Below are 16688 nucleotides of genomic sequence, written 5' to 3'. Positions count from 1 at the left end.
CATCCATGGCACACCGATACGCCGCACGGCCCTTGCTGGCACTGGCTATTTCCTTGGCCAGCGGCACTGCGCCGCTGTATTTGCAGGCTGCTGAGACCACCCAGGCCCAGACCTACCGCTTCGATATTCCAGGGCGAAGCCTGGACGGTGCGTTGGCGGCGTTTTCGGCGGTGACGCGGGTGCAGGTGCTGGTGAATGGTGAGTTGACCCAGGGGGTGGTGTCGCCGGGGGTGAAGGGCAACCTGGGGCAGCGTGAAGCCTTGGGGCAACTGCTCGGCGGCACGGGCTTGAGCGCAGCGTTTATCAATGCCGATACCGTCACCCTGGAAAAGCGTGTGGACGCCGGTGGCGCCCTCGAAGTCGGCGCCACCACCATCAGTGCCGAGCGCCTGGGCGTCACCACCGAAGGTACCGGCTCCTACACCACGGGTGCCGTGACCATCGGCAAGGGCGAGCAGAAACTCAAGGACATCCCGCAGTCGGTCAGCGTCATGACCCGCAAGCAGATGGACGACCAGAACACCACCAAGCTGTCCGACGTGGTCAAGCGCACGCCCGGCCTGACGGCGACCAAATCTCCTGGCCCTGGCATGTTCATCTTCTCCCGTGGTTTCGAAGTGGGCACGCTGCAATACGACGGCGTGGGCATCCCGCGTAACACCTACACGCTGGGCAGCTACCTCACCGAAAACATGGCGATCTACGACCGCGTCGAAACCCTGCGTGGCCCGGCCGCCTTGCTGCAAGGCGCCAACAGCCCCGGCGGCACCATGAATCTGGTGCGCAAGCGTGGCCAGCAGGCGCCCACAGTGACCATCACCGCCAAGGCCGGCTCGTGGGACCACTACGGCACCCAAGTCGATGCCGGTGGCCCGCTCAACCCGGAAGGCACCTTGCGCGGCCGGTTTGTGGCGGATTACGACACCACCAACTCCTTCGTCGACTACGCGGGCGGCTGGAACCAGACCGTCTACGGCGCCGTCGACTACGACTTCACGCCAGACACTACCGTGGGCGTCGGCATCAGTAACCAGAAAGGCCATTCACGCCCCAATTTCATGTCGTTGCCCCGCTACGCCAATGGCAGTGATATCGGCCTGCCGCGTTCGACCTTTGTCGGCGCCAGCTGGAACCGTGCCGTCAACAACCAGACCCAGGTGTTCGCCGACCTGGAGCATCGTTTCAACGATGACTGGAAAGTGAAGGCTGCGCTGGTGGCAATGGACGAGCACAACGACGCGACTTACCAGGCAACGTGGGACACCGTCCCCAACCCCGGTGATACGGGCAATGTGCGCTACATCGACTGGGTGACCGACTTCAATACCAAAAGTCGTGGCGCGGATGTGTATGTCAACGGCAAGTTCGACGGCCTGGGTTTCCAACAGGAAATGGTCCTGGGCGCCAACTATTCCAAACTCACCACCGACGACCAGTGGGCGCGGGCGGCAACGAATGGCGCGGATATTTTCAACATCGACCACAACCGTGTGCAGCGCGACAAATACCAGTTGTTCCAGGCCGGGAACGCCTCGAAGAGCTGGTATGACATTCGCCAGAAAGGCATCTACGGCACCTGGCGCGTCAAGGTGCTGGACCCGCTCACGCTGATCCTCGGCGCGCGCACCAGTTGGTATGAGTACTCCTACATCGGCCAGAACGGTCGCCAGGGCGTGTACGACGCTGCCGAGGAAAGCACCACGCAAACCTCCGGCAAGGTCACCCCGTATGCAGGCCTGGTCTATGCCCTGAACGATCAATGGTCGGCCTACGCCAGCTACGCCGATGCGTTCGAGCCGCAAACCAACCTGACCACCTCCGGCTCGCTGCTCAAGCCTATCGAGGGCAAGAACTACGAGCTGGGCATCAAGGGTGAACTGGCCGATGGTCGCCTCAACACCTCGTTTGCGATCTTCCGCTACGACCAGGAAAACCGTGGCGTCCAGGACCTGCAAGGGCCGATGAACTGCAATGGCTGGTACTGCTCGGTGGCCTCGGGCAAGGTCCGCAGCCAGGGCTTTGAAGCCACATTGGGCGGTGAAGTGCTGCCGGGTCTGCAACTGGTCTCCAGCTATACCTACAACACCACCAAGTTCCTCAAGGACGACACGTACGAAGGCAAGGTCTTCAGCACCTGGACACCCAAGCACCTGCTCAAGGTATGGGGCGACTACCAATTGCCGGGGGACTGGCAGAAGTTCAGCGTCGGCGCTGGCGTGACGGCGCAAAGCAGCACTGTCGCCTACGATCGCACCTTCAGCGTGCCGGGCAATGCACTGTGGGATTCGCGGGTGGCTTACAAGATCAACCAGGAGTTCACCGTCGCGGCGAACCTGAACAATATGTTCGACAAGAAGTACTACATCCCGGCGTACAACGCGAACTGGGGCAGTAACTACTATGGCGACCCGCGCAATGTGATGTTCACCATGACCTACACCCCACAGTTCTGATGTCAGCCGGATAAAAAATGCCCGGCTCTTGGCGGGCACTTTTTATGCGCGGCGTTTCAGCCTGACGACTTATCCTGTATCGGCGCTCCAGTTGCCGGGACTGTATCGCAACTTTCTTCGCGCAAAGTGGCACGGTATAGAGGTGCTGCAGGATTAAGCAGGTTCGGGCGACAGAATGAAGCGTGAATCTCTTGATACTGCAGCCCCTTGTTATTCACCTCCGTCAGGGCATCCTGCAAAGTGATGGCTATGTTCCTCAAGGCGAGTGAAGGGTTTTTCCGGTTGCGCACAGTCAGCACGTCGTAGTCCGAGTTGTTCACGGTATACCGAATGTTGTTGTAAGAGTCTTCCGGGTATTTGCCGAGCAGATAATTTCGGACTTTTTCACCAGGGCGCGTTTTCTCGTAAATATTCACGGCTTCTCGGGCTACGCCACCCAGGGTGGGGTCTTGCAGCGAATGGCCATCCGGGCCATAAAAAACAAGAGACGTGTTCTCTGGCACTTTCAAGTTCATACCCGGAAGGTAGGCGCCATGGGCGCTGATGACCAGTTTTCTGGGAGACTGCTGTGTCGGGCCTTGGAATAGGTAGAAATGTTCACCAAGGGCCGTTGCCCCGTTTGGCGGCAGGTTTGCTTTGTGTTGTGGAGGATGCTGGAGGGGCGGGGCAACAGTGAAAGAAGGTGCAGGCGCGATTCTGGGCATGAGCGTTACCTGTTAGAAAACTGAAACCATGAACGGGCATTTGCAGTGCTGAGTTCGGTAGGGTCAGTTTGTTTATCGGTAGCTGATGACATTTGGTTCCAGCGAGGGGGCAAAAAAATGCCCCGAAGATCGGGGCATTTTTGAGGCGCTGAGGGGGGTTATAGCCCGTCAAGCATCGCCTTGTTACGCACGGCACCCTTGTCGGCACTGGTGGCCAGCAGGGCATAGGCTTTCAACGCGGTGGTGACTTTGCGCGGACGCTTCTCCACCGGCTTCCACCCCTTCTTGTCCTGCTCGACCCGGCGTGCCGCCAGTTCTTCATCGCTGATCAACAGGTTGATCGAACGGTTCGGAATGTCGATCAGCACCTTGTCGCCGTCCTGCACCAGGCCAATCGCGCCACCGGCTGCGGCTTCTGGCGAAGCGTGGCCGATGGACAGGCCCGAGGTGCCGCCGGAGAAACGGCCGTCGGTCAGCAAGGCGCAGGCTTTGCCCAGGCCCTTGGATTTCAGGTAGGAGGTCGGGTAGAGCATTTCCTGCATACCCGGGCCGCCTTTCGGGCCTTCGTAGCGGATGATCACGATGTCGCCTTCCTTCACTTCGTCGGCGAGGATGCCGCGAACCGAGCTGTCCTGGCTTTCGTAGATCTTGGCGCGGCCTTCGAAGACGTGGATGGATTCATCCACACCGGCGGTTTTCACCACGCAGCCATCCAGAGCGATGTTGCCGTACAGCACGGCCAGGCCGCCTTCTTTTGAGTAGGCGTGCTCGACGCTGCGGATGCAGCCGTTTTCACGGTCGTCATCCAGCGTGTCCCAACGGGTCGACTGGCTGAACGCGGTTTGCGTCGGGATGCCGGCCGGGCCAGCCTTGAAGAAGTGGTGCACCGCTTCGTCGTCTGTCTGGGTGATGTCCCACTTGGCGATGGCTTCTTCCATGCTGCGGCTGTGCACGGTCGGCAGGTCGGTGTGCAGCAGGCCGCCACGGGCCAGGGAGCCGAGGATCGAGAAGATCCCGCCGGCGCGGTGCACATCTTCCATGTGGTACTTCTGGATGTTCGGCGCGACTTTGCACAGCTGCGGCACGTGGCGGGACAGGCGGTCGATGTCGCGCAGGTCGAAATCGATCTCGGCTTCCTGGGCCGCGGCCAGCAAGTGCAGGATGGTGTTGGTGGAACCGCCCATGGCGATGTCCAGGGTCATGGCGTTTTCGAACGCCTTGAAGTTGGCAATGTTGCGCGGCAACACCGAGTCATCGTTCTCGCCGTAGTAACGCTTGCACAATTCGACGATGGTGCGGCCGGCCTGCAGGAACAGCTGCTCGCGGTCGCTGTGGGTGGCCAGTGTCGAACCGTTGCCCGGCAAGGCCAGGCCCAGGGCTTCCACCAGGCAGTTCATCGAGTTGGCGGTGAACATGCCGGAGCACGAGCCGCACGTTGGGCAAGCGCTGCGCTCGTATTCCGCGACCTTCTCGTCAGAAGCGCTGGAATCGGCGGCGATGACCATGGCGTCCACCAGGTCGAGGCCGTGGGAGGCGAGCTTGGTCTTGCCGGCTTCCATCGGGCCGCCGGAGACGAAGATCACCGGGATGTTCAGGCGCAGGGCAGCCATCAGCATGCCGGGGGTGATCTTGTCGCAGTTGGAGATGCACACGATGGCGTCGGCGCAGTGGGCGTTGACCATGTATTCCACGGAGTCGGCGATGATCTCGCGGCTCGGCAGGGAATACAGCATGCCGTCATGGCCCATGGCGATGCCGTCGTCGACGGCGATGGTGTTGAATTCTTTAGCCACACCGCCGGCGCGTTCGATCTCGCGGGCGACCAGTTGGCCCAGGTCCTTGAGGTGGACGTGGCCGGGTACGAACTGGGTGAACGAGTTGGCAATCGCGATGATCGGCTTTTTGAAGTCGTCATCTTTCATCCCCGTGGCACGCCACAGTGCGCGCGCGCCGGCCATGTTGCGGCCGTGGGTGGATGTTTTCGAGCGGTAATCAGGCATTGGAGCACTCCGGGCGGCTAATCAAGTACTAAAGGGGAGTGAGCTTCTATTTCACTACTGGAACACCCGAAAAATGGCCGTGTGTCCGGAAGTTGCCACTCGCGTCGCGGGATCGCCGCGTGCTTGGGCCTCGAGCTCATAAACCCGCCGGGGGATGACTGGCGATGAATAGGGCCGATTCTACACCGCTGGCGGCTGGAGGGAACGGGGCAATACAGGGCCTGCGGCTTTGTTTAGACTGGCGGCCTTTTTTGCCCCTCCCAACTCCAAAGGAACTGGAATGCCCGGTATCAATCGTTTTCTTGGCTTCTACCTGCTGATCGGCCTGGTCCAGGGAATCGCCTTCTATTACTCCGACCAGCTTTATCGCTTGAACGAAGCGCTGTTTTTTGTCACCTACACCCTGGTCCTGGTGGGCGGCACCACGTTGCAGTTGCTCGGGGAAAAAGTCCGGCACTGGCGTTCGCTGTTGCCGACGCTGCTGTTCACCCTGCTGATGGGCGGCATGACGCTGTGGGTGTGTTATGGCGTCGAGCATATCGGCGACGACCGTTGGGCGATCAACTCGTGGTTTATCAGTGTGGTAGTGCTGAGTTACGTCTGCGCCAGCTTCCTGTTCGCCTGGCCCTCGGCCAAAGGCCAGCGCTGGCGCTATGAAGACCTGTTCCAGCAAGCCTGGAACAGCGTGTTTATCGTGCTCTACGCGCTGATCCTGGTGGGGCTGTTCATGGCGTTGCTCAAGCTGTGGAGCCGTCTGTTCCTGATGCTGGGCATCGAGTTTTTCGAGCGGCACTTCTGGAGTGAGTTGTTCCTGTGTTTCGCCCTGCCGCTGGTGTTCGCGCTCGGTATGTACTTGGCGGCGCGCAGCGAGAAGGTCATCGGCCAGATGCGCAGCATGCTGCTCAGCGCCTGTGGTTTGCTGCTGCCGTTGATCGCGTTGATTAGCGTGCTGTTTACCCTGGCCCTGCCGTTTACCGGGCTCGGGCGGATCTGGGCCACGGGCTACTCCACGCCGATTTTGCTGGTGTTGGCCGGTGCGCAGTTGTTCCTGCTCAATGGGGTGTTCCAGGATGGCCGGCAGCCGCGGCCCTATCCCCAGTGGCTGACGCGGTTTATCGAGTTGAGCCTGTTGTGCCTGCCGGTCCTCGCGGCGCTGGCGTTTTATTCGAGCTGGCTGCGGGTCGAGCAATACGCGTTGTCGCCGCAACGTTTCATCGCGTTGGCGGCGGCGTTGCTGTGTGGTTTGTATGGCCTGGCGGCGGTGTGGGCGGTGGTGCTGCGTAAGCCTGTGTGGCTGGGCAACTTGCGCGTGACCAACCCGGCACTGGCGTTGCTGTTTTGTGCGCTGGTGGTGTTGATCAACACGCCACTGCTTAACCCGGTACAGATCAGTGTGAATGATCAGGTGCAACGCTTGCTCGACGGACGCACCAAGGCTGAGGCCTTTGATGCGCGCTACCTGCGTTTTGGCCTGGAGAAGGCCGGCGAGGAGGCTTACGCCCGGTTGCAGGAGGATCTGGATAAAGAGCGCATTCTCGACGCGGACTCCCGTCGCGTCTTGCGCGAACGGATGGACGACACGGCGCTGAGTTTCAGCGAGCAATATGCCAAGGAGCGCGCCCAGCGGCCCAAGGCCGAACTGGAATGGATCGGCCCCAAGCCCAAGGGCAACGAACAGTTTGCCGAACTGAGCCTGGAAACCGACTCACCGTGCGAGTCCAAGTGTGTGTTGTGGGCAGTGGATCTCGACCTGGATGGCCAGCCCGAAGTGCTGGCGATTCCGAACACCGGCTACCGCCAAGACTCCAAGCCACCGCGCATTTTTGTCCTGGATGAGAAGGGCCAATGGGACGATCGCGGCCCACTGGTCTGGACGCAACTGCCGGACGGCTATGTGGACACCGAAACGCTGATCCACGACATCCGCATCGGCAGGATCGAGCTGGTCAAACCGCGTTACCGGCAGTTGCAGACCAGTGACATGCTGCTCACGCCGGTAATGCGCGAGCCGTAGTCTGCCGGTTGGTCAGCAACCCCCATAGGCTGAGCACGATAAAACTGAGGGCGATGGTCAGCAGTAGACGATCGCCGGCCTGGGCCAGCGCCGCGCTGCTGACGGCGGCGGTGAGGAACATGATGCTGTTGCCCGCCGACGCGGCCGTGCCGGCGCTGCTGGAAAACAGCAGCATCGCTGCGGAAATCGCGGCGGGTCTTACCAGTGTCACGGCCAGGGCGCTGATCAGCATCGGGATCAGCAAGGTCACCGTGGTGATGGCGCGCATGCCGACAATCAATGTCAGCAGCCCCCCGGCGACACTCAGCAAGCCGAGGCCGATGTTGATCTGCCGGGACAGCGTGATGCGCTTCTGCAAATACGACGCCACGACGCCGCCGAGCAGGTAGGCCACGCCGTACACCATCAGCACCAGCGCGTATTGGTATTCGGAAAGCTGCAGCGTGTCCATGAAGATCAGCGGTGTCACGCTGATCAGCGCGAAGTAGCAGGCGAACACCAGCGCGGCGATCCACCAGTAGCGTAGGAAATCACGATTTTTGCCGACGGCTTTCAGCGTGCCGATGATGGAAACGGCGGCGCGGTGCGGGCTGGCGGCCTTCGACGGCAGGATGCAGGCCGCGTGGATCAACATGCCCAGGGCCATCAGGGCAAAGCCGTAGAAACTGCCTTGCCAGTCGAAGGTGGTTTGCAGCCAGGAGCCGATCAGCGGTGACAGCGCGACAAACGAGCCGCTCAAGGTCATGTAATACAGGCGTATGCGGGCGCGGTCTTGTTCGTCGAACAGGTCTTCCACCAGCGCGTGACCCAGCACGAAAAATCCACAGCCCATGGCCTGGACACTGCGAAACAGCAGGAAGCTCAGGTAATCCGGCGCCCATGCGCAACCGATGGCGCCGAGGATCGACAGGCTGATGCAGCCGATCAGCACTTCCTTGCGCCCCCATTTATCCGACAGCGGGCCAGCCACCAGTTGCGAGACCGCAAAGACCAGCGTGAACAGGCTGATGGACAGCGCGATGTCAGCGGTGGGCGTATCGAAGTGGGCGGACAGGGCGGGGAAGGAGGGCAGCAGGATATTGATCGGAAAGAAGCTGATCAGGGAAATGCAGGTGATCAGGATGAAGCGCGAGAGGGCGGGCCCAGACATTGTTTTTGTTTTCCCGGAGTAGAACCAGAAATCGATACTAGTCTGCGGAAAGTGGAATTCAATCGTCGTGGCACGAAAAAGGTCCTGACACGTCGCAAAAAAGTGTGGGAGCGGGCTTGCTCGCGAAAGCGGTGTGTCAGTCAGCCTATCTTTCACTGATCCACCGCATTCGCGAGCAAGCCCGCTCCCACATTTTGATCTGCGTTCTAGCTTTACTTAGCTATTAGGCAACAACCGGCACGTGATGCTCTTGATGTAGCGCGTCTCGACAATCGCCGGATGCACCGGGTGATCCGGGCCCTGGCCGCCGCGTTCGAGCATCTGGATATTGCGGTCCAGGTGGCGGGCGCTGGTCAGCAGGATGTTTTGCAGGTCGTCTTCCGGCAGGTGCATGGAGCACGAAGCGCTGACGAGGATGCCGTCTTTGCTGAGCAGGCGCATGGCTTGCTCGTTCAGGCGGCGGTAGGCGCCTTCGCCGTTCTTCATGTCTTTTTTGCGTTTGATGAAGGCCGGTGGGTCGGCGACGATCACGTCGAAGCGTTCTTCGCTGGCTTTCAGTTCTTTCAAGGCTTCAAACACGTCGCCTTCGATGCAGGTCATTTTCTCGGCGAAGCCGTTCAGCGCGGCGTTGCGTTCCACGCCGTCGAGGGCGAAGGCCGAGGCGTCGACGCAGAACACTTCACTGGCGCCAAAGGCCGCGGCTTGCACGCCCCAGCCGCCGATGTAGCTGTACAGGTCCAGTACGCGCTTGCCCTTGGCGTAAGGGGCCAGGCGCGCGCGGTTCATGCGGTGGTCGTAGAACCAGCCGGTTTTCTGGCCCTGGATCACCGGGGCTTCGAATTTCACGCCGTTTTCTTCCAGCGCCACCCACTCCGGCACCAGGCCGAACACGGTTTCGACGTAACGGTTGAGGCCTTCGGCGTCGCGCGCGGCGGAGTCGTTCTTGAACAGGATGCCGCTGGGTTTGAGCACTTGGGTCAGGGCGGCGATCACGTCTTCTTTATGGGCTTCCATGGTCGCCGAGGCGATCTGTACCACCAGGATGTCGCCGAAACGGTCGACCACCAGGCCTGGCAACAGGTCGGAATCGCCGTAGACCAGGCGGTAGAACGGCTTGTCGAACAGGCGGTCACGCAGGGACAGGGCGACGTTCAGGCGGTGCACCAGCAGCGACTTGTCCAGCGGCAACTTGATGTCGCGCGACAGCAGGCGGGCGCAGATCAGGTTGTTCGGGCTCATGGCCACGATGCCCAGGGTCTTGCCGCCGGCCGCTTCCAGGATAGCCTGGTCGCCTGCCTGGAAGCCGTGGAGTGGGGTGGCGGCCACGTCGATTTCGTTGCTGTAGACCCACAGGTGGCCGTTGCGCAAACGACGATCGGCGTTGGCTTTGAGACGCAGGCTTGGCAGGGACATGACGTCGCTCCGGAAAAAAGAGCGGGAGTATACCTGTTGCACGCCGTTTCATGTGGGAGCTGGCTTGCCTGCGATGCAGACGGCGCGGTGTATCTGACGTACGGCGGTGAGGCCATCGCAGGCAAGCCAGCTCCCACCTTGGATCGGGTTCCCGTTCGGGTTTTTGAGGTGTCGGTCAGGTTTGCTTAGGGGTTAGAATCCCCGCCTAGCCCAGAGTAAGTACTTATGTCCCAAGAGCTATCCGCCGAACAGATCCAGCAGGCCCTGCAAGGCATCAGTGTGCCGCCTCAACCGCAGATCATGGTGGATCTGCAGATGGAGCAGTACATGCCTGACCCGGACCTGGAAGTGATCGCCCGGCTGATCGCCCAGGACCCAGGCCTGTCCGGCGCGTTGCTGAAGATCGTCAACTCGTCGTATTACGGCTTGAGCAACAAGATCGCCTCGATCCAGCGCGCCGTGAACCTGCTGGGCAGCCGTTCGATCATCAACCTGATCAACGCCCTGTCGATCAAGGGCGAGATGAGCGACGACACCATCGTCACCCTCAACCGCTTCTGGGACACTGCCCAGGACGTGGCCATGACCTGCCTGACCCTGGCCAAGCGCATCGGCGCCCAGGCGGTGGACGAGGCTTACGCCCTCGGCCTGTTCCACGATTGCGGCGTGCCGCTGATGCTCAAGCGCTTCCCCAACTACATGACGGTGCTCGAAGAGGCCTATGCCAACGCCGGCCCCGACTGCCGCGTGGTCGACACCGAGAACAACGCGTTCAACACCAACCACGCGGTGGTCGGCTACTACACCGCCAAGTCCTGGCGCTTGCCGGAGCATGTGACCGACGCCATCGCCAACCACCACAACGCCCTGGCGATCTTCAGCGATGAATCGTCGCGCAATCCGCAGCTGAAAAACCTGCTGGCGATCCTCAAAATGGCCGAGCACATCGGCTCGTCGTACCGCGTGTTGGGCAACCAGACTGTCGATCATGAGTGGAATGCCATCGGCCATCTGGTGCTGGACTACGTGGGCCTGTCGGACTACGACTTCGAAAGCATGAAGTTGTCTATCCGCGAACTGGGCGCCCACTGACCCTTCTTTCACGAGGTACACATGCCCGAGTTACCTGAAGTCGAAACCACCCGGCGCGGAATTGCGCCGCACCTGGAAGGCCAGCGCGTCAGCCGTGTGGTGGTCCGTGAGCGGCGCCTGCGCTGGCCGATCCCGGAAGACCTGGATGTGCGCCTGTCCGGGCAGCGCATCGTGCTGGTGGAGCGGCGCGCCAAGTACCTGTTGATCAATGCCGAAGTGGGCACCTTGATCAGCCACCTGGGCATGTCGGGCAACCTGCGCCTGGTGGAGGTCGGCATGCCAGCGGCCAAGCATGAGCATGTGGACATCGAGCTGGAGTCTGGCCTGGCCCTGCGCTACACCGACCCGCGGCGCTTTGGCGCGATGCTCTGGAGCCAGGACCCGCACAACCACGAGCTGCTGCTGCGCCTGGGGCCGGAGCCGTTGACCGACCTGTTCGACGGTGAGCGTTTGTTTCAACTGTCTCGCGGCAAGTCGATGGCGGTGAAGCCGTTCATCATGGACAACGCGGTGGTGGTTGGCGTGGGCAACATCTATGCGACCGAGGCGTTGTTTGCGGCGGGGATTGATCCGCGTCGTGCGGCGGGCGGTATTTCCCGTGGGCGCTATTTAAAGCTGGCGATCGAGATCAAGCGCATCCTGGCCGCTGCGATCGAGCGGGGCGGTACGACATTGCGCGACTTTATCGGTGGGGACGGGCAGCCGGGGTACTTCCAGCAGGAGCTGTTTGTCTATGGCCGGGGGAACGAGGCGTGCAAGGTGTGCGGGACTGAGTTGCGCAATGTGGTGCTGGGGCAGCGGGCGAGTGTGTTTTGCCCAAGGTGTCAGAGCTGATTGCTCGGTGATGGCTGATGACGCCTTCGCGAGCAAGCCCGCTCCCACATTCGACCGCATTCTCATGTTGGAACTCGGTTAACTGTGGGAGCGGGCTTGCTCGCGAAGAGGCCCTTAAGCCTTGCCAGTAATCTTGCGGTACTTCTCCATCAACTGCTCTTGCGATTCCGGATGGGCTTCATCCAGCGGAATGCAATCCACCGGGCAGACCTGCTGGCACTGAGGTTCGTCATAGTGGCCGACGCACTGCGTGCACAGGTTCGGATCGATCACGTAGATCTCTTCACCTTGGGAAATGGCAGCGTTCGGGCACTCGGGTTCGCAGACGTCGCAGTTGATGCAATCGTCGGTGATGATCAGGGACATGGAAACTCCTGCCAGGGCTGTCAGCCAGGGCATCTGAAAACTAATGCGCGCAATTGTGCCGCATTGGCGGCCGCAGTGCGAGCAGCTCTGACCTATGGCTGTAGTGAGCGGGCTTGCCCCGCGCTGCGATCGACCAGGCGCCTCAAGCTAACCTGACACACCGCGGGCGCGGGCAAGCCCGCTCACTACGGGCCAAGTTACTTCTTGAAGCGCAGGGTCAGTGCATCGGCGACGGCCGGGTGGACGAACTTGGTGATATCTCCACCCAACGCGGCGATTTCACGAACCAACGTCGAGGAAATGAACGAATAACGTTCCGACGGCGTGAGAAACAGGCTCTCCACATCCGGCGCCAGTTGGCGGTTCATGTTGGCCAGCTGGAATTCGTATTCGAAGTCCGACACCGCGCGCAGGCCGCGCAGGAACACATTGGCATTCTGCTCTTTGGCGAAATGCGCCAGCAGCGTCGAGAAGCCCACCACTTCCACATTGGGCAGGTGCTTGGTGACTTCACGCGCCAGCTCCACGCGCTGTTCCAGGGGGAACAGCGGGTTTTTCTTGGGGCTGGCTGCGACCGCGATGATCACATGGTCGAACAAGCGTGAGGCGCGTTCGACCAGATCGCCATGGCCTTTGGTAATCGGGTCGAAAGTACCTGGGTACAACACTCGGTTCATCGCGTCGTCCTGGCGGAGTCCGTTGGGGAACCGGATGGTATCGCAGCCATCCCGGTCGGCCAAGTCGACTTATGTAGATAGAGGCCGCTTATCCGACGTTTTTTCACGCTGTTTTCAGACGTTCGGCCAAGGCCGTGGCCAATTGCGCGGTCAATCCATACACCGACAATTGCGGGTTTGCCCCAATGCTGGTGGGGAATAGCGAGCCATCGTGGATCGACAGGTTGCGTAATTGGTGATGGCGCCCGAGGCTGTCGGCCACCGCATTTTTCGGCTCTTCGCCCATGGCGCAACCGCCCATCACATGGGCGCTGCCCAGGCAGGTGCGGTGCAGTTCCAGCTTCAGGCCTTCGATCAGGGTACGGGCTTCGGCCAGGGTTTTGACGTAGCGCGCATCGTGATGCAGCGGCTTGACCGACTTGGCGCCCGCGGCGAACTGAATCTCGGCCATGCTGTGGAATGCCCGGCGCAGGCCGTCCCAGGCGTAGTCCGAGACCTGATAGTCGAGCACCGGCGTACCGTCGCCGCGCAACTCCACGTTGCCACCGGGGCTGTCGGGGTGAAAGCCGTCGCGCAGCAGGGCGAGCATCGCGTGGGTATTGGGCAGTTGGCTCATGTCCAGGGCGTTTTGCGTGCCGTAGCCACCGAGCAGGGTACTGGCCAGCGCCGGGTGCAGGGGCGGCGCCTCAAGCTTGTACGACATTTTGCCGGTGGTGCCGTCCTGCCATTGGAAATGGTCGGAGTAGATCGACTGCGGTGCGCCGTAGAACGGGTTGATCACCTCGTCGAACAGCCCGGCGGAAAAATTCACCAGGTGCAAAAAGGTCCGCTTGCCCAGGCGCGAGTGCGGGTCGGGCGCGTCCGAGCGCATCAGTAGGGCCGGGCTGTTGATGCCGCCGCCAGACAGCACGTAGTGCTTGGCCTTCACGCTGATCCTGCGCCCTGTGGGCGCCACGCACAGGGCGTCCATCGCCACGCATTCCAGGCTGCTGATGGTGTCGCCGGTGAATTTCAGGCGTTCGGCGCGGGCGAGGTAGAGCAGCTCACCGCCTTTTTCCAGGGTGGACGGGATCGTGGTCACCAGCATCGATTGCTTGGCGTTGACCGGGCACCCCATGCCGCAATACCCCAGGTTGAAGCAGCCACGCACGTTGCGCGGGATCACGTGCCAGCTGTAGCCGAGCTTCTCGCAGCCTTTGCGGATCACCTCGTTGTTGGCATTCGGCGGCATGGCCCAGGGGGCGATGCCCAGGCGCTGCTCCATTTTTTCAAACCACGGCGCCATCTCGGCGCTGCTGTGGCCCTTCACCGCGTATTCGCTGGCCCAGTGGGAAAGGGTGGCGTCTGGTGTGCGAAAGCTCGATGTCCAGTTGATCAGCGTGGTGCCGCCTACCGCCCGACCTTGCAGGATGGTGATCGCACCGTCCTTGCTCATGCGGCCGATGCCTTCCTGGTACAGGCTGGTGTAGGCCTCGTCTTCAAGCAGCTTGAAGTCGCTGCTGGTCTTGAGCGGGCCTTCCTCGATCAGCAACACTTTGTAGCCGGCGGCACTGAGGATTTCGGCGGTGGTACCGCCCCCGGCGCCGCTGCCGATAATGGCTACGTCGGCTTCCAGGGTCAGGTCGCTGTCGAGGGCAGCGCCATTGTGGGTTTTCCAGCCACGGGCCAGGCCATCACGGAACAGATCGGGTACGGGCATAGACATGCACTCTTATTTTTGTACGAAGTTGAGTTCAGGCATTCACTGCAAACCCCCTGTGGGAGCGGGCTTGCCCGCGAAGGCGGTGGGTCAGCCAATACCGCCTTCACTGATGCACCGCCATCGCAGGCAAGCCAGCTCCCACAGTTTTGATGGGGTTATCAACGCTAGATCTTCGGCGGCCCGGGATAGCCGCAGTGGGCCCACGACGCCGGCTGGAAGTACCACGCCATGATCAGCAGCTTGAGCAGCGAGCCCTGGCCCATGCGCAACAGGTTCAGGTAACTGTTCTCCCAGCGGTGCAGGAAATTGCGGATCTGCTCGCTGCTGGCGTTTTCCCAACTGCCCCAGATCCCGGTCAACGGTCCGCGGGTGATGCCCATGCCCAGCACGTCGAACAGTTGCTGGGTGAGCTTGAACATCTCCGGCGACAGGCGTTGCAGGCTGAAGTCGAGCTTTTTCAGCGTGTCTTCGATTGCGCTGGCGACTTCCTGGGCGCTGGCCACGCCTTCAAGCAGCACCGGGATGACGGCGCGCAGGAACGGCAAATCACTGCTGCGCAACATCACAAAACCGCTGGCCGGCGTGCTGCTGGAGCAGCCGCTGAGGCTGGCGCCAAGCCCGGCGGTGGCCAGGAAGGCGCTGGCGCACAGGCCGATTTTCAAGACGCCGCGCCGTGACAGCGCGGGTGTTTCAGTCAGGCTGGGGTTCATTGTTATTGTTATCCCGAGAGTGGCGTGATCAGCGGATAAACAGCTTCTGGATCAACTTCTGGATGGATTTTCCGTACGGCGGGTAGATCAATTTCGCGGCGTTCAGGCGCTGTTTCACCAGCACGCCCTTGGCCTTGCTGAAGGTGAGAAAGCCTTCGTGACCGTGGTAGTGGCCCATGCCCGAGGGGCCGATGCCGCCAAATGGCATGTCGTCCTGGGCCACGTGCAGCAGGGTGTCGTTCAGGCACACGCCGCCGGAATGGGTCTCGTGCAACACACGCTCCTGTTCGCGCTTGTTGTAGCCGAAGTAATACAGGGCCAGCGGGCGAGGGCGCTGGTTGATGTAGGCAAAGGCCTGGTCGAGGCCGCGATAGGGCACGATAGGCAGCAGCGGGCCGAAGATCTCGTCCTGCATCACCGTCATGTCGTCGCTGACATTCAGCAGCAGGCTGTGGGCCATGCGCCGTGCCTGGCCTTGCTCATACAGCGGGATCAGGGTGGCGCCTTTGTCGGTGGCGTCCTTGGTGTAGGCATTGAGCCGCGCCAATTGCCGTTCGTTGATGATGGCGGTGTAGTCCGGGTTGTCTGCCAGGGTCGGATAAAACCCGCGAATGGCTTGGGTGTAGGCCTCGACGAACCCTTCCACACGCTCTTCCGGGACCAGCACGTAGTCCGGCGCCACGCAGGTCTGCCCGGCGTTCAAGGCTTTGCCGAAGGCGATGCGTTCGGCGGCGTCCTTGAGCGGCACATCGGCGGACACGATGGCCGGCGACTTGCCGCCCAGCTCCAGGGTGACCGGCGTGAGGTGCTCGGCCGCCGCGCGCATCACGTGCTTGCCGATGCTGGTGGCGCCGGTGAACAGCAGGTGGTCGAAACGCAGCCTGGAAAACGCCATGCCCACTTCTGCTTCGCCCAGCACCACGCATACCAGGTCTTCGGGAAAGATCTTCGCCAGCAGCGTCTTGAGCAGTTCGCCGGTGGCCGGGGTGGATTCGCTGAGCTTGAGCATCACCCGGTTACCGGCGGCCAATGCACCGACCAGCGGGCCGATGGCCAGGTACAGCGGGTAATTCCAAGGCACGATCACCCCGACCACGCCCAGCGGTTGATAGATGACTTTGGCTGACGCGGGCTGGAAGGCCAGGCCTACCGCGCGGCGCGAAGGCTTCATCCAGCCCTTGAGGTGTTTGCTGGCGTAGTGAATGCCATGCAGGCTGGGCATCAGTTCGGCGAACAGGGTTTCGTCGGCGCTGCGGTGGCTGAAGTCCTGGCTGATCGCGTTGATCAACGCTTGGCGTTCGTCGCTGAGCACGTCGCGCAAGGCCTTGAGCCACTGCTGGCGTTGCGCCGCCGGCGGCATCGGGTTGGCGGCATAGGCGCGCTGTTGGGCGTCGAACAGGTCCTGGAGTTGATCCAGCGCCTGGGAATCTTGCAGGTAGGCAACGTTGGCAGACATGGCGCAGTTCCCGGTTGTTATAGGTCTGCCTGGATTTTTAGAGTCATTGCTCTAAATTGTCAAATAACATTGCAGCAACATGCAGATTTATCCTGGCCGGGATAGGCCGTAAGATGC

General features: G+C 61.4%; 13 protein-coding genes. 4 read left to right on the top strand and 9 right to left on the bottom strand.

Features of this window, described 5'->3' with window-relative positions; translation table 11 throughout:
- Positions 1-5 precede the first annotated feature (5 nt).
- Positions 6-2453, top strand: a complete 2448-nt coding sequence (locus AC3ISR_RS26740; protein ID WP_463983643.1) for a TonB-dependent siderophore receptor — start codon at positions 6-8, stop codon at positions 2451-2453.
- Between the two features lie 56 nt (positions 2454-2509).
- Here the strand turns inward: AC3ISR_RS26740 and AC3ISR_RS26735 are convergent, their stop codons facing one another.
- Together AC3ISR_RS26735 and ilvD are read right to left on the bottom strand one after the other, a co-directional pair.
- A complete protein-coding gene (locus AC3ISR_RS26735) occupies positions 2510-3157 on the bottom strand; it encodes a putative adhesin (RefSeq protein WP_463983642.1) in 648 nt (215 codons plus the stop codon).
- 158 nt (positions 3158-3315) lie between these two features.
- Positions 3316-5157, bottom strand: a complete 1842-nt coding sequence (gene ilvD, locus AC3ISR_RS26730) for a dihydroxy-acid dehydratase (RefSeq protein ID WP_192297858.1) — start codon at positions 5155-5157, stop codon at positions 3316-3318.
- A 280-nt stretch (positions 5158-5437) separates the two neighbouring features.
- Between ilvD and AC3ISR_RS26725 the strand changes: the two genes are divergently transcribed.
- Positions 5438-7171, top strand: a complete 1734-nt coding sequence (locus AC3ISR_RS26725) for a DUF4153 domain-containing protein (RefSeq protein ID WP_463983641.1) — start codon at positions 5438-5440, stop codon at positions 7169-7171.
- On the opposite strand, the gene AC3ISR_RS26720 is transcribed toward AC3ISR_RS26725, so the two are convergent.
- The gene (locus AC3ISR_RS26720) at positions 7146-8321 is read right to left on the bottom strand and encodes an MFS transporter (RefSeq protein WP_463983640.1); all 1176 of its coding nucleotides are present in this window, start codon (positions 8319-8321) and stop codon (positions 7146-7148) included. The two genes, AC3ISR_RS26725 and AC3ISR_RS26720, sit on opposite strands and share 26 nt — an antisense overlap.
- Positions 8322-8537: 216 nt before the next feature.
- The gene (locus AC3ISR_RS26715) at positions 8538-9734 is read right to left on the bottom strand and encodes a class I SAM-dependent rRNA methyltransferase (protein ID WP_005792302.1); all 1197 of its coding nucleotides are present in this window, start codon (positions 9732-9734) and stop codon (positions 8538-8540) included.
- A 279-nt stretch (positions 9735-10013) separates the two neighbouring features.
- Here AC3ISR_RS26715 and AC3ISR_RS26710 point away from each other — a divergent pair, with 279 nt between their 5' ends.
- Together AC3ISR_RS26710 and mutM are read left to right on the top strand one after the other, a co-directional pair.
- The gene (locus AC3ISR_RS26710; RefSeq protein WP_192298234.1) at positions 10014-10826 is read left to right on the top strand and encodes an HDOD domain-containing protein; all 813 of its coding nucleotides are present in this window, start codon (positions 10014-10016) and stop codon (positions 10824-10826) included.
- Positions 10827-10847: 21 nt separating this feature from the next.
- Entirely contained in the window at positions 10848-11660 is an 813-nt protein-coding gene (gene mutM, locus AC3ISR_RS26705; protein ID WP_305391688.1) for a bifunctional DNA-formamidopyrimidine glycosylase/DNA-(apurinic or apyrimidinic site) lyase, read from the top strand.
- A 114-nt stretch (positions 11661-11774) separates the two neighbouring features.
- Here the strand turns inward: mutM and AC3ISR_RS26700 are convergent, their stop codons facing one another.
- The 5 genes from AC3ISR_RS26700 to AC3ISR_RS26680 all read right to left on the bottom strand — a co-directional run bounded on the left by AC3ISR_RS26700 (position 11775) and on the right by AC3ISR_RS26680 (position 16571).
- The gene (locus tag AC3ISR_RS26700) at positions 11775-12026 is read right to left on the bottom strand and encodes a YfhL family 4Fe-4S dicluster ferredoxin (protein ID WP_192297854.1); all 252 of its coding nucleotides are present in this window, start codon (positions 12024-12026) and stop codon (positions 11775-11777) included.
- A gap of 197 nt (positions 12027-12223) precedes the next feature.
- Positions 12224-12703 (bottom strand): pantetheine-phosphate adenylyltransferase, encoded by a 480-nt coding sequence (gene coaD, locus AC3ISR_RS26695; RefSeq protein ID WP_003176711.1) that lies wholly within the window; start codon positions 12701-12703, stop codon positions 12224-12226.
- Between the two features lie 103 nt (positions 12704-12806).
- Positions 12807-14402, bottom strand: a complete 1596-nt coding sequence (locus AC3ISR_RS26690; RefSeq protein WP_305391687.1) for a GMC family oxidoreductase — start codon at positions 14400-14402, stop codon at positions 12807-12809.
- A gap of 167 nt (positions 14403-14569) precedes the next feature.
- The gene (locus AC3ISR_RS26685; protein ID WP_463983639.1) at positions 14570-15115 is read right to left on the bottom strand and encodes a twin-arginine translocation pathway signal protein; all 546 of its coding nucleotides are present in this window, start codon (positions 15113-15115) and stop codon (positions 14570-14572) included.
- A gap of 28 nt (positions 15116-15143) precedes the next feature.
- Complete coding sequence (locus tag AC3ISR_RS26680; protein WP_463983638.1) at positions 15144-16571, bottom strand: coniferyl aldehyde dehydrogenase; 1428 nt, start codon at positions 16569-16571, stop codon at positions 15144-15146.
- Positions 16572-16688: the final 117 nt, after the last annotated feature.

Source organism: Pseudomonas sp. GL_117 (assembly GCF_057835125.1).
This window is presented reverse-complemented; position numbering and strand designations above follow the sequence as displayed.

Bases quoted from the DNA above. Each gene is read 5' to 3' on its own strand.
- AC3ISR_RS26740 (WP_463983643.1), top strand. From the start codon at position 6: ATGGCACACCGATACGCCGCACGGCCCTTGCTGGCACTGGCTATTTCC.
- AC3ISR_RS26735 (WP_463983642.1), bottom strand. From the start codon at position 3,157: ATGCCCAGAATCGCGCCTGCACCTTCTTTCACTGTTGCCCCGCCCCTC.
- ilvD (WP_192297858.1), bottom strand. From the start codon at position 5,157: ATGCCTGATTACCGCTCGAAAACATCCACCCACGGCCGCAACATGGCC.
- AC3ISR_RS26725 (WP_463983641.1), top strand. From the start codon at position 5,438: ATGCCCGGTATCAATCGTTTTCTTGGCTTCTACCTGCTGATCGGCCTG.
- AC3ISR_RS26720 (WP_463983640.1), bottom strand. From the start codon at position 8,321: ATGTCTGGGCCCGCCCTCTCGCGCTTCATCCTGATCACCTGCATTTCC.
- AC3ISR_RS26715 (WP_005792302.1), bottom strand. From the start codon at position 9,734: ATGTCCCTGCCAAGCCTGCGTCTCAAAGCCAACGCCGATCGTCGTTTG.
- mutM (WP_305391688.1), top strand. From the start codon at position 10,848: ATGCCCGAGTTACCTGAAGTCGAAACCACCCGGCGCGGAATTGCGCCG.
- AC3ISR_RS26700 (WP_192297854.1), bottom strand. From the start codon at position 12,026: ATGTCCCTGATCATCACCGACGATTGCATCAACTGCGACGTCTGCGAA.
- coaD (WP_003176711.1), bottom strand. From the start codon at position 12,703: ATGAACCGAGTGTTGTACCCAGGTACTTTCGACCCGATTACCAAAGGC.
- AC3ISR_RS26690 (WP_305391687.1), bottom strand. From the start codon at position 14,402: ATGCCCGTACCCGATCTGTTCCGTGATGGCCTGGCCCGTGGCTGGAAA.
- AC3ISR_RS26685 (WP_463983639.1), bottom strand. From the start codon at position 15,115: ATGAACCCCAGCCTGACTGAAACACCCGCGCTGTCACGGCGCGGCGTC.
- AC3ISR_RS26680 (WP_463983638.1), bottom strand. From the start codon at position 16,571: ATGTCTGCCAACGTTGCCTACCTGCAAGATTCCCAGGCGCTGGATCAA.